Annotated in this window: 13 protein-coding genes; 7 read left to right on the plus strand and 6 right to left on the minus strand. The window is 68.8% G+C overall.

Annotated features, from left to right (window positions below; all coding sequences use genetic code 11):
• Positions 1-12 precede the first annotated feature (12 nt).
• A complete protein-coding gene (locus ABZ382_RS15195) occupies positions 13-936 on the plus strand; it encodes a DNA-3-methyladenine glycosylase 2 family protein (RefSeq protein WP_357088810.1) in 924 nt (307 codons plus the stop codon).
• Positions 937-943: 7 nt separating this feature from the next.
• Here ABZ382_RS15195 and ABZ382_RS15200 read toward each other — a convergent pair whose 3' ends face one another.
• The 3 genes from ABZ382_RS15200 to ABZ382_RS15210 are packed head-to-tail and all read right to left on the minus strand — an operon-like array spanning position 944 to position 3,937.
• A complete protein-coding gene (locus ABZ382_RS15200) occupies positions 944-2,218 on the minus strand; it encodes a sugar ABC transporter substrate-binding protein (protein ID WP_357088671.1) in 1,275 nt (424 codons plus the stop codon).
• Positions 2,219-2,229: 11 nt separating this feature from the next.
• Complete coding sequence (locus ABZ382_RS15205; protein WP_357088672.1) at positions 2,230-3,060, minus strand: carbohydrate ABC transporter permease; 831 nt, start codon at positions 3,058-3,060, stop codon at positions 2,230-2,232.
• The gene (locus ABZ382_RS15210; RefSeq protein WP_357088674.1) at positions 3,050-3,937 is read right to left on the minus strand and encodes a sugar ABC transporter permease; all 888 of its coding nucleotides are present in this window, start codon (positions 3,935-3,937) and stop codon (positions 3,050-3,052) included. The genes ABZ382_RS15205 and ABZ382_RS15210 overlap by 11 nt, the downstream gene beginning before the upstream one ends.
• Before the next feature lie 212 nt (positions 3,938-4,149).
• Between ABZ382_RS15210 and ABZ382_RS15215 the strand changes: the two genes are divergently transcribed.
• From ABZ382_RS15215 to ABZ382_RS15230, 4 genes are read left to right on the plus strand one after another with little or no spacing between them, the layout of a single operon-like run.
• Positions 4,150-6,030, plus strand: a complete 1,881-nt coding sequence (locus ABZ382_RS15215) for an SCO2524 family protein (RefSeq protein ID WP_357088677.1) — start codon at positions 4,150-4,152, stop codon at positions 6,028-6,030.
• Entirely contained in the window at positions 6,027-6,959 is a 933-nt protein-coding gene (locus tag ABZ382_RS15220) for an SCO2523 family variant P-loop protein (RefSeq protein WP_357088680.1), read from the plus strand. Before ABZ382_RS15215 ends, ABZ382_RS15220 begins: the two co-directional genes overlap by 4 nt.
• Positions 6,956-8,005 (plus strand): SCO2522 family protein, encoded by a 1,050-nt coding sequence (locus ABZ382_RS15225; RefSeq protein ID WP_357088683.1) that lies wholly within the window; start codon positions 6,956-6,958, stop codon positions 8,003-8,005. Before ABZ382_RS15220 ends, ABZ382_RS15225 begins: the two co-directional genes overlap by 4 nt.
• A gap of 12 nt (positions 8,006-8,017) precedes the next feature.
• The gene (locus tag ABZ382_RS15230) at positions 8,018-9,001 is read left to right on the plus strand and encodes an SCO2521 family protein (protein ID WP_357088685.1); all 984 of its coding nucleotides are present in this window, start codon (positions 8,018-8,020) and stop codon (positions 8,999-9,001) included.
• 9 nt (positions 9,002-9,010) lie between these two features.
• Here ABZ382_RS15230 and ABZ382_RS15235 read toward each other — a convergent pair whose 3' ends face one another.
• From ABZ382_RS15235 to ABZ382_RS15245, 3 genes are all read right to left on the minus strand, one after another.
• Positions 9,011-9,871 (minus strand): hypothetical protein, encoded by an 861-nt coding sequence (locus ABZ382_RS15235; protein WP_357088688.1) that lies wholly within the window; start codon positions 9,869-9,871, stop codon positions 9,011-9,013.
• A 2-nt stretch (positions 9,872-9,873) separates the two neighbouring features.
• Positions 9,874-10,341: a GNAT family N-acetyltransferase gene (locus ABZ382_RS15240; RefSeq protein ID WP_357088691.1), complete on the minus strand. Its 468-nt coding sequence runs from the start codon at positions 10,339-10,341 to the stop codon at positions 9,874-9,876.
• 343 nt (positions 10,342-10,684) lie between these two features.
• Complete coding sequence (locus ABZ382_RS15245; protein WP_357088694.1) at positions 10,685-10,888, minus strand: hypothetical protein; 204 nt, start codon at positions 10,886-10,888, stop codon at positions 10,685-10,687.
• A 241-nt stretch (positions 10,889-11,129) separates the two neighbouring features.
• On the opposite strand from ABZ382_RS15245, the gene ABZ382_RS15250 reads away from it, so the two are divergent.
• On the plus strand, positions 11,130-12,029 hold the full coding sequence (locus ABZ382_RS15250) for a helix-turn-helix transcriptional regulator (protein ID WP_357088697.1): 900 nt from the start codon (positions 11,130-11,132) through the stop codon (positions 12,027-12,029).
• Positions 12,026-12,229 carry a DUF397 domain-containing protein gene (locus tag ABZ382_RS15255; protein ID WP_357088699.1) on the plus strand — a complete coding sequence of 68 codons (204 nt, stop codon included), beginning with the start codon at positions 12,026-12,028 and terminating at the stop codon, positions 12,227-12,229. Before ABZ382_RS15250 ends, ABZ382_RS15255 begins: the two co-directional genes overlap by 4 nt.
• The last annotated feature ends 160 nt before the right edge of the window (positions 12,230-12,389 follow it).

The following is a 12,389-nucleotide window of genomic DNA, read 5'->3' on the forward strand; positions in this document are numbered from 1 at the left end:
GCTCGCGGGCCGGTGGCTGTCACCGCGGCGGGCAGCCGCGCACTGAGCTCGGACCGGCCCCTGGATCTGGCCGCCACCATCTCCCCGCTGCGGCGTGGGTTCGGCGACCCCTGTCACCGCGAGACCCCCGACGGCTCGCACTGGCACGCCTCGCGGATGCCGTCCGGTGAGGTGACCTACCGGCTGCGGCAGCGCGATCGGCACACCGTCGACGCCCGTGCCTGGGGTCCGGGCAGCGAGGAATTCCTCGAGCAGCTGCCGCGCATGCTGTGCCTGGACGAGGACGTCAGCGACTTCGCCCCCGAGCATCCCAAGATCGTCGAGGCGCACCGCCGCAATCCGGGCCTGCGGATGCTGCGGACGGGCCTGGTGTGGGAGGCGCTGGTCCCCACGGTGCTGGAACAGAAGGTGCACACCAAGACCGCCCACGACTCCTGGCGGAAACTGGTGTGGCGCTACGGGACTCCCGCGCCCGGACCCGCGCCGGACGGCCTGCGCGTCATGCCGGATGCCGAGACCTGGCGGCACATCCCGTCGTGGGTCTACCACCGCGCCAATGTCGGGCCGCAGCGCTCGAAGACCATTGTGCTGGCGGCCCGGATCGCGCCGAAGCTGGAGCAGGCCGCCACCCTGAGCCACGCCGACGCCGCGCACCGGCTGCGCACGGTGCCGGGAATCGGAATCTGGACCGCCGCCGAGATCGCGCAGCGCGCCTTCGGCGATCCGGATGCCTTGTCGGTGGGCGATTTCCATCTCGCCGCCACGGTCGGCTGGACCCTGCTGGGCGAGCCGATCGACGACGACGCCATGGTCGACTACCTGGAACCGCTACGCCCGCACCGGTATCGGGCGGTGCGGCTGCTCGGACTGGCCGGTTTCGCGCACAAGCCGAAGTTCGGTCCGCGCACGCCCTACACCGATCACAGCCGCATCTGAACGCTGATCACCGCTGTGTGGCCGCGGACTCCGCCGCCTGCTGCGCGCGGGTCAGGGCCTCGGGCACCGGGATACGGCCCAGGTACATCTCATCGAAGATCGGCGTGACCGCTTGCAGGGCTGCCGGGAATCCGGGCCCACCACCGGCGCTGATCGCCCGGCCGCGCAGCACGTCGAAGAACGGCGACACGTCCACGCCGTGGCGCGCCCAGAAGTCGCGATATACCCGCTGCTCCGACACCACCGCCGGAATCGTGTTCCCGTCCAAGCCGAGGTAGCGGTTGCCGGCGGCGCTCCCCAGCCACGCCAGAACGCGACGCACCGCGTCCGGATGCGCGGTGGCGGCATTGCCCGCGACACCGATGGCATTGTTGGCGCTGACCCGACCGCCCGGTCCCTCGGGAATCATGGCCAATCCCCAAGGGAATCCGGCGTTCTGCGCGATGGTCGCCAGATTGAAGGTGCCGGACTGGAACAACGCCATGCGGCCCTGCACGAAGGCGTTCTTGGCGAAGTCGCCGCTGGTATTGGTGTCGGCGGCCGAGGGTGACAGCCGGTCGGCCACCAGACCCACGGTGTATCCGTAGGCGTCGCGCCCCTGCGGAGAGTCGAACGAGAACCGCCCGTCCCGCTGGAACTGCCCGCCCGCCGAGCCCAGATACGGCAGTGAGATCGATTGAAAGTCGTTGGCGGCGTTGTACGGCCACGCCGAGACCGCGGCCAGTCGCCGCAGGACGGGACGGAAGGTGTCCTGCCCCGGATCCGGATTCCACCGCAGCCCGGCCAGCTCACCCGGATCCACTCCGGCCCGCCCGAGCAGGTCCCGATTGACGTAGACCGCGGTACCGCCGTCCACGAATTGCGGTACCGCCCAGAGCGTCCCGTTCCGGGTGAACTGCGTGACGGCCTGGGGATCCCAGCCGTGCGCGGCCTCCGGCCCCAGCACGGCACCGATATCCATCAGGTGACCGCTGTCGGCGTAGTCCTCGTAGAGGTTGGTCCAGAACAGGTCGTCGGCGATCCCGCCCGCCACGTCCAGCCGCAGTTTCTGCGCGTAGGACGCCCACGGCACCAACGTTATTCGTACCTCGACATCCGGGTTGGCGCGCTGGAACTCGTCCAGCGAGGCCCGGTAGGCGGTGACGAAACTCTGGTCCCAGATCCGCAGCCGCACCACCGTCCGCCCGCCGCTCTCCGCGTCGCGCCCGAGCCACAACGCCGCGCTCACCAGCAGCACCGCGACCACGATGATCCCGAGGACCGTCCGGGTCGAATCCTTCACGCGGAGGCTCCTCATTTGAGTCCCGTCACCGCGACGGATCGCAGTACCTGCCGCTGGAAGACCACGAACAGCAGCACCAGCGGCGCGATGGCCAGCGTGGTGGCGGCCATGATCAGCGTCCACTGCGCGTTGTACCGGGTCTGCATAGTGGCCGTCGCCACGGTCAGCACCTGCCACTTCGCCCCGGACGCGGCGACCAACGGCCACATGAAGCTGTTCCACTGCGAGACCACGGTGATGACGGCGAGGGTGGCCAGAATCGGCCGGCTCATCGGCACCACCACGCCGAACAGGATGTCGAGAGTGTTCGCGCCGTCGACCCGCGCCGCGTCGATGATCTCCCCCGGAATGGCCAGGAAGTACTGGCGCAGCAGGAAGATCGCGTACGGCGACCCGAACAGGAACGGCAGCACCAACGCCCAGAAGGTGTTGAGCCACCCCAGTTTCGCGAACATCAGGTACAGCGGTACGAGGGTGACCGCGCTGGGCACCATCATGGTCCCGAGGTACACCCAGAACAGCACGTCCCGTCCGGGAAACCTGGTGCGCGCGAACGCGTATGCCGCCATGATCGACGTCACGAGTTGTCCACAGGTTATGCACACCGTCATCAGTGCGGTGACCGCGACTGCCCGGCCGAGCCCCTGATCCAGGACGGTGCGGAAGTTATCCACAGTCACTGGATCCGGTGTGGCCAAGGCGGATTCCGCCGCGAACTGCTTCGGTGTCTTCAATGCCGTCATGGCGCTCAACACCAAGGGTGCGACCGTCACCAGCGCGCCGATAATCAATACCCCGTACGCGGCGACCGTCCGCGCCATGGCCCGCCGGTCAGTACTCATAGCTGGTCCGATTCCGGAAGTACCGGTGCTGCGCCACCGTGATCACGAACATCACCGCGAACACCACCACCGCCATGACCGCGGCCCGCCCCGGATGCGCGGCGTCGAACGCCTCCGAATAGATCCGCATGGCAACGACATCCGTGTGATGTCCCGGCCCGCCCTTGGTCAGCGCGTACACCGCGTCGAAGGTCTGGAAAACGCTGAGCACCCCGGTGACCAGCACGAAGAACATGGTCGGCCGCAACAGCGGCAGGATCAGCCAGCGCACCCGCCGCCACCCGACGGCCCCGTCCAAGGCGCCCGCGTCGAGGATCTCGGGCGGTATGGCCCGAATCCCGGCCACGAAGAACAAAGCCACATATCCAACATTCATCCATACGATGACCGAGGCGACGGCGGGCAGCGCCAGGCTCGGCGAGCTCAACCACTCCACCCGCCGGCCGAGCAGGGCGTTCAGCGCCCCACCGGTCGGCGCGAAGATCCACTGCCACACCACGCCCACGGCCACGGGCGCGCACATCCACGGCAGCGCGTACACCACCCGCAGCACTGTCCCGGCCCGCCCGCGGCGGGCCAGCAGCGCGGCCACCGTGAATCCCAACACCGTCTGCACGGGCACCACCAGCGCCGTCAATGCCAGCGTCACCAGGATGGAATGTCCGAATTGCCGGTCGGTGAGCACTGATCGCCAGTTGTCCCACCCGGTGAAGCGTATGGGCCCCAGCAGATTCCAGCTGTGCAGGCTGAGCCACAGCACCACCGCGATCGGCAGCAGCAGGAAGCAGCCGACCCCGAGCAGGCTGGGCAGCAGCAGCGCGTAGCCGACCGCGGCGTGCCTGGTGCCGGCTGTGGCGCGGCGGGCCGTCCGGTCCATGTCGGGCGACGCTACCGGCCCGGTGCGGGTGCGCGCGCCACCCCACGCCCGACTTGCCCGATATTGTGTGATGTCCGATATTGCGCTGTGCGCGACGCGATTTCGAGCCCGCTTTCCACCCGGTGCGCGGCGTCGGCGCATGATAGTTTGTGCCGCGCTCGTACATTGCGATGACGGCGAGGCTGGCCACGACAGGGCAGGGGACGGCGTCGATGAGAATCAAGCCACGGGAGCAGATCCTCGGAGTCTGGCGGTCGCTGCTGACCGCGTGCTACCAGGACGAGGCCTGGGTCTGGGGCGGCCGCAACGGCTCCAACTCGATCAGCGACGCCGAACAGCTGCTGTGCCTGCTGTATCCGGCCACCGAGATCGACGGGTTCGGGCTGGAGACGCCCGACGAGATCGCCAAGGACATCCTCGCGGTGCTGTCCCCGCTGGGCGATGACGGCCTGCGGATCGGCGAGCGGGTGGTGTGGCTGCTCGAGCAGTACGTCGAACGGCACACCGACCACGATCCGGGCACCGGCAAGGAACTGCCGAACTTCGCCGCGGGCAGCTACCTGGCCTCCTCGGACGGCGCCGAGCCCACCGCGGAACAGCACGCGCTCGAGGTCGTCGACTCCTATTCGATGTCGCTGACCCTGTGCCTGGCCGCCCTGAAGTTCCTGCGCGGCTTCAGCGGTCCGGTGTCGGCGCTGGCGGTGGGCCGGCGGAACCGGCTCGCCATCGACCTGGGCCCGCGCATCGACCGCCTGGACGCCCACATCAATACCCGTCTGACCGCCGCCATGGTGGGGCTGATCCGCAGTTTCGTGGTGAACACGGTGACGCCCAAATCCCCGGCCGGCCAGGCCATGCTGTCGATGCTGAATCAGACGGGCGGTTCCACCGACGCGGTCGTGCGGGCCGTACGGGACCGCCTGGACCGGGTGCGGATCCGACTACGCAACGACGCCACGCTGAGCCAGATCGAGGGCGTCGACCTGGACAGCTCGGACATGCTGTTCGAATGCGGCTGGAGCTGGGCCATCGTTCGCAAGGCCGCCGACATCGACTTCGTGGACCTGCCCATCGCGCAGCAGCGCGGCCACGCCGTCGCCCGGCCCTACCTGCATTTCACCGTGGTGGCGCTGGACGGCATCAACGACCTCACCTCGCAGCGCACCCGCGAACTCGACCTGCTCGATACCGAGCAGCGCCGCCTGGCCGAGGCGCTGCAGCTGCGCTGGGATCTGGCCCAGCGGTACTGGGCGGCGGTGGCGCGCTTCGGCAATGGCCGCTGGCCGCTGGAGGACATTCCGTGGCGCACCTCCGACGGCGAGGAGTCCGACTACTTCAGTCTCATCGTGTCCGCGGTGCTCATGCAGGATCTGCTCAACCGCGAAGCCAATGACGACGACCTGGATCGCGCCGCCACCATCTTCGACGAACTGGCCCGCCGCGGCCGCATCATCCGCCGCTTCACCGCCGGGGACCCGGCCCGCACCATGCACACCCCGGGCGTGAGCCTGCGCCTGCTGGGCAGCGAGGAGCTGGACGGCCCGCTGCTGCTGTGGACCGTATCCGATTACGCCACGGTGCTTTTGAAGCGCACCCTGCAGGCGGCCCGGCTCTCCGGCACCATCGAGACCCGGGATCAGCTGATGGCACTGGCCCAGGCCACCATGGACCACCTCGATCTGCGCGCCTTCCGCGAGGGACCGGCCACCGGCCTCTGGGACGACCCCAGCCGGATCTTCGGCGGCAGCGATTCGCATCTGCCGTCCTGGTATCTCACCGAGCGCGTGGTCGAGTGCATGGTGACCGCCGCCCGCATGTACCGGGAACCGCCGCTGCGCGCGCCGAACTCGGTGACCCGCGCGATGGAACTGCTCACCGAGGCCGAACACCTGCTCAACCGGGAGATGCTGGAGCTCAGCGAAACCGACGTCTCCGCGGGCCGCACCGCTCTGGCGCTGGCCGAACAACGCTTGGAACGGGCCCGCACACTCATCGACGAGCGCCCGGGCACCGCCGTCAGTCTGGCCTCGCAGGCCCTCATGGAGCTGGACGAACTCGCCTACGCCCGGCTCGACGCCACCAGGAGCGAATGACCGTGCTCGTGTTCTCCGCGTCCGACAAGGGCGGCACCGGCCGCTCGGTCACCAGCTGCAATATGGCGTACTGGCTGAGCATGAAGGGCCACAAGGTCGCCTATCTGGACTTCGATTTCGGATCGCCCACCGCGGGTGGCACTTTCGAGATCAGTCGCATCGACAACGGGGTGCGCGACGGCACCGGCCTGCACGCGTACCTGCTCGACGAGAACGGCTCCCCCGCCCGGCTGAGCGTGCGTTCGGAGACCGACCGCATGGAACTGAGCCGGTCCCGGCATCCCTCGGGCCGCCTGGTGCTGTTCCCCGGCGATCTCGGCGGCTCCGAGTTCACCACCCTCGACGAGCGCATGATCGACCGCTGCGCCGCCCTGTTCGCCACCTGCGAGCAGGAATTCGACGTGACGTTCGTGGATCTGAGCGCGGGCCGCTCCATCGCCCTGGCGCTCGCGCTCAGCGCGACCAAACAGTCGCAGTTGTCGCGCGCGGTGTGCCGGTGGCTCATCTTCCATCGCTGGACCCGCCAGCACATCGCCGCCGCCCGCGGCCTGGTGCACGACGACCACGGGGTGCTGGCCACCGGGGAGGCGTGGGGACACGACCGCACCGGACTGCTGAACTCGCTGCGCTTCGTCCGCATCGCGGTCCCCGAACTGAACCGCACCGCCGGGCTGCGTCCGGCCCAGGCCGCCTGGCTCCAGGAACAACACAACACCCTGACCCGCGCGGCCAACCGGCACGGAATGGGTCCGAGCGGGATACTGGGCCAGACCCCGGTGGAACCGATGCTGCAATGCCGGGAGCAGGTGATCCTGGATGTGGATGTCGCCGCCCACGTCGCCAATGCCGAGACCGTGGACGCGTTCCGCACGCTCACCGAGAAACTCATGAACGACGCCGTCTGGGAACAGGTGGAGGTACGCAGATGAGCTCCGCGACCGATTACAGCGAGGCCGGTGAACGCAATCGCGTGGCCGGGCAGCCGCTCTCGCACCTGTCCATCGAGGTCGGGCACTTCTACATGGACGAGCTGGTGAACGGGGTCGACCGGATCCGCGCGCAACTGCGCAAGGTCGCGCCCATCGTCGAGACCCAGATCGCCGCCGCCGAAAAGGAATTCGGGCCGGGCGCCCGGGTCAGCACCTGCTTCCTGGTCGACGACTACTTCTGGGGCCGCACCCCGGGCCGCGGCCGCGACGCCCGCCGCGTCGCCGACCCCCGGCACGTGCTCGAGAAACTGCTGACCGCCGCGGAGGAATGCGAGGTCCGCATCGACTACCTGGCCCGCGAGGCCGGATGCGCGGAGGTGCCGTCGTTCCTGGACGGCGAACCCGTGGGCGAACCGGTGCGGCTGGCCGAGATGATGGCGGCGCGCATCGTCGCCGAGCCCGAACGCGACAGCACCGGCCGGCGCCCGCCCACCGTCGAATCCGGCTGGCTGTGCAACGGCCGCCGCTCCTCGGAATACGATGCCGGCCAGGCCATGCGGATCGCGCGATACCGGCCGCCCGAGGAGTTCGGGGCGCGCAACCACTCCATCTTCCTGGACGTGCAGCTGTGGAGCCGGCAGCTCGAGGAGGTGGCCGGACAGCAGGAGGAGCGCATCCTCTGGTCCTGCCCGTTCCTCGCCTCCATCTGGCAGTTGTTGCGGCTGGGGCTGATTCGCGACGAGGGCGCCATGGTCGCCGCCCCGGTGGCGTGGGACGACCCGTGGCCCGAGGAGTGGTCGCGGCTGCCCGCGGTGGTGCAGCTGAATCCGCAGGCCAAACCGTTCGCCGCCTATCGGGCGCTGTCGGTGCTGCCCTACAGCTACCTGGGCATCGAGCACGCGGTGCGGGTGATCCTGGACCACCTGCAACTCGACGACGACGTACACGCCAAGCTCGCCGAACGCGGTGCGGGCGAACGGATTCCGGTCGAGGTGCCGCGTCAGGCCACCCGCCGGTTGAACCATCTGTTCCTCGGTGACGTCTGAGGTGGCCGTCGTATGAGCGATCCGCTGGTCCTGCTGGGGGAGGTGCGCACGGCGCTGCTGCCGAACGCGGGGGGATTGGCGGCGCGGGAGGCGACGGCGCTGCTCGCGCTGCTGCCCGGGCAGCGGGTTCTGATGCGGGAACGCCCACTGGCGCTGGCCATCTCGCCGACCACACCGGTGGGCGTGGACTGCCGGCTGGCGACGGTCTCGCGGTCCGACAGCCGGGCCATCGGCACGGTCGCCGCGCACGCCGTGCTGGTGGGCGGCCGGGTGATCCAGAGTTCGGCCTGCTCCGGTGTGGTGCGGGCGGTCAATCAGAACCGGCGGCCCTGGTCGCACTATCTGAACCGGGTCGGGACCGTCGAACTGGTGCACCGCATCGGCGACGACACCGCCACGGCGGTCGACCTCACCGAGGGCTTCCTGGAGGCGTCCAGCGCCACCACCCTCGACCTCGGCTCGATCAGCGAACGACTGCTCACCCGGGTGCGCACCGATCCACGGCTGGACCAGGACCCGCCGGTGCACTCCGGGGTGACCCGGCTGCGCTGGGCCGCCCGGGTGGCGCCGCCGGTGGACGGGAGCGCCCGGGGGCGGACGCTGTTCGCCTTCCGGCTGGAGGACGAGAACACCCGATCGGTCCGGATCATGGTGCCGACCGTCCGGGATCTGGCCGGGGTGCAGCGCTTCTGCGAAGACCTCGCCGTCCACGACTGGCTGCTGTCCACCCTCGCCGCGGCGCTGTCGGGCGCGAATCGTCCCGTGCTCGAGCGGGATCCCACCGGAGAACTGGCTCCCCTGCTCGAACAGCTGGTGCACCTGTGGATGCCGGGCGCGCACACCCCGCCCCGGCTGCGCGAACTGTGGACCCGGCTGGAATCCGATCCCGGCTTCACCCGGCAGTGGACCGCGCAGGTCGGGCACCTGCGGGACCGGCTGGCGGTGGCCACCCTGGAGGCGCTGCGCAGCTCCAAGATCAGCACGGTGCAGTGGTGATGGCTGTTCTCAGAGCCGGAACCAGCGACGCACCAAGAGGGCGAAGAACACCGACATGGTGACCGCGCCGGTGTACGCCTCGGTGACGAACACCGCGCGGCCGCCCACCCGCAGGTGATCGGTGTCGCCGATACCCAGCGGGTTCAGATAGTTCATCAGCACCTGGTACACGGTCACGGCCACCGGCTGCTCCGCGCGCAACGCCACCGCGCCGGTGAAGACCAGGAGCTGGAACACCACGAACCACAGCATCCGGAACGGCCGATACCCGTAGCCGCAGACCAGATCCGGGACCAGGCCGCCGAGCCGCCGCCAGGCCTGCGGCTGCGCCTGCCGCCGGGCGCGGGCCAGCGCGAGACCGCAGCGGTCCTCGGCGTCGGTGTCCTCGTCGATGCGGTACAGACTGCCCGCGCGCCGATAGGCCAGGGCGGCATGGCCGGGTAGTCCGGCCTGTACCAGCGGACGGCCCAGCCGTTCGTACGCCTCGGCGAGCAGCCGATTCTGGGTACGGCTCAGCCGGAGCGGACCCCGGAACTCGACCTCTGCGGCGATGAGCGCCGCGAGCAGCTGGTTGACCGGCACGGCCTGCGGATCCGGCCCGGCCGGGCGGCGCAGCGCGGGCGCGTAGACGTGACCGAAGACGAGACTGTCACCGGCCCGACGGATTCCGGGCGGATCGTAGGTGGCGACCACCGCCTCGGTGTGCCGGGTGAACAGATCCAGCAGGGGTTGTTCGGTGGCGCGCCGGCGCAATCCGTGCGGCTGGGCCAGGAATTCGGTGACGCTCTCGCCGTAGGCGTCGGCGTGGCGCTCGATCCGCATGCTCATATCGGCCACGAAGGGTGACGACGGCGCGCTTCTCTCGAGCATGATCAATGATAGATCCTGTGCACCAGCACATCTCGGGGCTCGTCGGCGCCGAAGTAGGTGGGCTCGTGGTCCGCCCAGGCGAACCCGACCTCCTTGTACAGGTGGTAGGCGGTGCGATTGCCCGGCTTCACGGTCACGTAGACCTGTTCGGCGTGGACCTTGCGGCATTGGGCCAGTGCGGCTTCCAGCAGGACTCGGCCGAAACCGCGACCGCGGCACGCGGAAGCCACGGCGAAGCCGAGGAACCACGCCGTGCTGTCGCCGTCGACGGCGGTGAGGACATAGCCGCACACCGCCCCCGCATCTTCAGCAACCGTCCAGTTTGCTCCGTGTAATTCGAACAACTGCCGCAGAACGAAATACGGATACGCGAGATGCTCGAACTCGACCACCTCGAGCGCGCGAATGGCGTCGAGATCCGCCAGCGACGCAGTCCGACATACCGGAATATCCGGCTCTTCGAAGGCCAACAACGGTGTTCCCCTCCACCCCGGGCGCACAGTGCGATGGATTCCAGGGTAAGCGTCACGCCGAGGGTTGGGTGCGGTTCGGCCCGCCCGCCGTCTGTGGAACGAACGGGCCGAACCGCGCTGCTGCACGCGGTGGGGACCACACCGCCGCTGCCCGGAGGTTAGGCGCGGGGCGTTCGAAAGCGCTGTGCTGCAGCGTTCATCGCGGCCGGGGGCCTTCCCCGGTATGTCCCGGGCCGCGAAATCTTCCGGGTGCGATAGCGCGTGGAACGGGCGTCGAGCACCAGCCACAACAGCCGATATACGACCCGGTCGATGCCCGAGTGCGCCGGATCGACGGCCGTCATGGCAACGCGCGCTCGTCGAGCACGCACCGTCCCTCCTCCACCAGGGTGGCCCGGGCTCGTCGACGCACCTTGCAGGTCTGCACGGTGCAATCGAGGTGCAATTGCATTGCTGCGTGCGCCTGTTCGGCGGTCATCACCCCCGGATCCCGGCGGCAGCGCGACAAAACGGCGATGTGCAAATTGAGGGACGTCAGTTGCATGTCCAGACCACTCCTCGTTCCCGCTGGTTCCTGAAGTGCCCGGAGGTTCAGGAAAGGAAAGGGGCCTAGCTACACCGCTCCGGGCACACATCTAGCACACCACGAGCAGACGCCAAGCGGGCGAATTTCGACAAGGAGAACGCAAAATTGCGCGAATTCCCAGCAGCGAATCCACTTGGGAGAGGACGATTCTCCATAGTGGACGAACTTCGCGTCCCCCGATCCATGCCCGCGAACGCGAATGGAGCGTGTTGTGTCAGAAGGTCCCGCGTCATCCACCCTGCCGCGCCGTCAGCTCGGCCGCTACCTACGGGACTGGCGTATCCAGGCAGGATTGACCATCGCCGAGGCCGCCAAGCTGATGGAGTGGGGCGCCAGCACCCTGCAGCGGCTGGAGAAGGGCAACGCGGACCGCATCCGCACCATCGACATCCAGGAGCTGTGCCGGATCTACGGGATCCCCGTCCAGATCGCCGACGGACTCAAGGGTTTGGCGCAACAGGCGGCCGTCAAGAGCTGGTGGCACTCCTACGGCGACCTGATTCCCGAGAACTTCGACGTCTACGTGGGTTTGGAGGCATCCGCGCAGCAGTTGTCCTGCTACCAATCGGAATTGGTGCCCGGCCTGCTGCAGACCTCCGACTACGCAAGGGCCCTGAACCGGCTCGGATACCCGGAAGAGACGGCGGCCGAGGTGGATCGGCGCGTTCAGCTGCGCATGCAGCGCCAGGCCATGATCACCCGGCGTATGCACCCGGCGGCCATCGCCATGGTGTTGCACGAATCGGTATTGCGCCGCCTGGTGGGAGGTGCAAGGGTGATGGCGGCGCAGGTGCGGCACTTGGCGGAACTGAGTACCCGGTCCAATGTCGTCCTGCGTATCCTGCCCTTCGCCGCCGGTGTCCCCCTGGGACTTTCGACCGGCCCGTTCGTGATCCTGGAGTTCGGATCCGACAGCAAGGGGCAGCCGGTGGAGCCCCCGGTGGTCTACGTGGAGGGGTTCACCGGCGATCTGTATCTCGAGAGACAGGGCGACGTTCAGCGTTATCGCCGGGCCCAGGAGGGCCTGGAACGCTGCGCGTTGGACGTCCAGGACAGCAGAAGCCTGCTGCGGCAGGTGGCGAAGGAGTATTCGGCATGAGTGTGGAGCTTTCCGGGGCCCGCTGGTTCAAGAGCAGCCGCAGCGGGGCCGGTAAGGAATGCGTCGAAGTGGCGTTCCTGCCCGCGGGCCGGGTCGGTGTGCGGGACAGCAAGAATCCGCAGGGGCCGGCGCTGGTGTTCGGCGCCGCGGAGTGGTCGTCGTTCACCGCCGGCCTCGAAAACGGGCGCTTCGACAGGTGATTCGCGTGCGGCGGACGATTCGCGAGCGTTGAGAGAACTGAACGAGGTGGGCGGGGGGGGGGGGGCCCCCCCCCCCCCCCCCCGCGGGGGGAATAAAAAACAAAGAAAACCGACAACAACGACAGCGGCGGCCGCCCCCCCCACCCCCAAAGAAAGGGAA

Source organism: Nocardia sp. NPDC005825 (assembly GCF_040630175.1).
Classification (GTDB): Bacteria; Actinomycetota; Actinomycetes; order Mycobacteriales; family Mycobacteriaceae; genus Nocardia.

Coding starts and splice junctions, on each gene's coding strand:
- ABZ382_RS15205 (WP_357088672.1), bottom strand. CDS start 3,060: ATGAGTACTGACCGGCGGGCCATGGCGCGGACGGTCGCCGCGTACGGG.
- ABZ382_RS15210 (WP_357088674.1), bottom strand. CDS start 3,937: ATGGACCGGACGGCCCGCCGCGCCACAGCCGGCACCAGGCACGCCGCG.
- ABZ382_RS15215 (WP_357088677.1), top strand. CDS start 4,150: ATGAGAATCAAGCCACGGGAGCAGATCCTCGGAGTCTGGCGGTCGCTG.
- ABZ382_RS15220 (WP_357088680.1), top strand. CDS start 6,027: ATGACCGTGCTCGTGTTCTCCGCGTCCGACAAGGGCGGCACCGGCCGC.
- ABZ382_RS15225 (WP_357088683.1), top strand. CDS start 6,956: ATGAGCTCCGCGACCGATTACAGCGAGGCCGGTGAACGCAATCGCGTG.
- ABZ382_RS15230 (WP_357088685.1), top strand. CDS start 8,018: ATGAGCGATCCGCTGGTCCTGCTGGGGGAGGTGCGCACGGCGCTGCTG.
- ABZ382_RS15235 (WP_357088688.1), bottom strand. CDS start 9,871: ATGCTCGAGAGAAGCGCGCCGTCGTCACCCTTCGTGGCCGATATGAGC.
- ABZ382_RS15245 (WP_357088694.1), bottom strand. CDS start 10,888: ATGCAACTGACGTCCCTCAATTTGCACATCGCCGTTTTGTCGCGCTGC.
- ABZ382_RS15250 (WP_357088697.1), top strand. CDS start 11,130: ATGGAGCGTGTTGTGTCAGAAGGTCCCGCGTCATCCACCCTGCCGCGC.
- ABZ382_RS15255 (WP_357088699.1), top strand. CDS start 12,026: ATGAGTGTGGAGCTTTCCGGGGCCCGCTGGTTCAAGAGCAGCCGCAGC.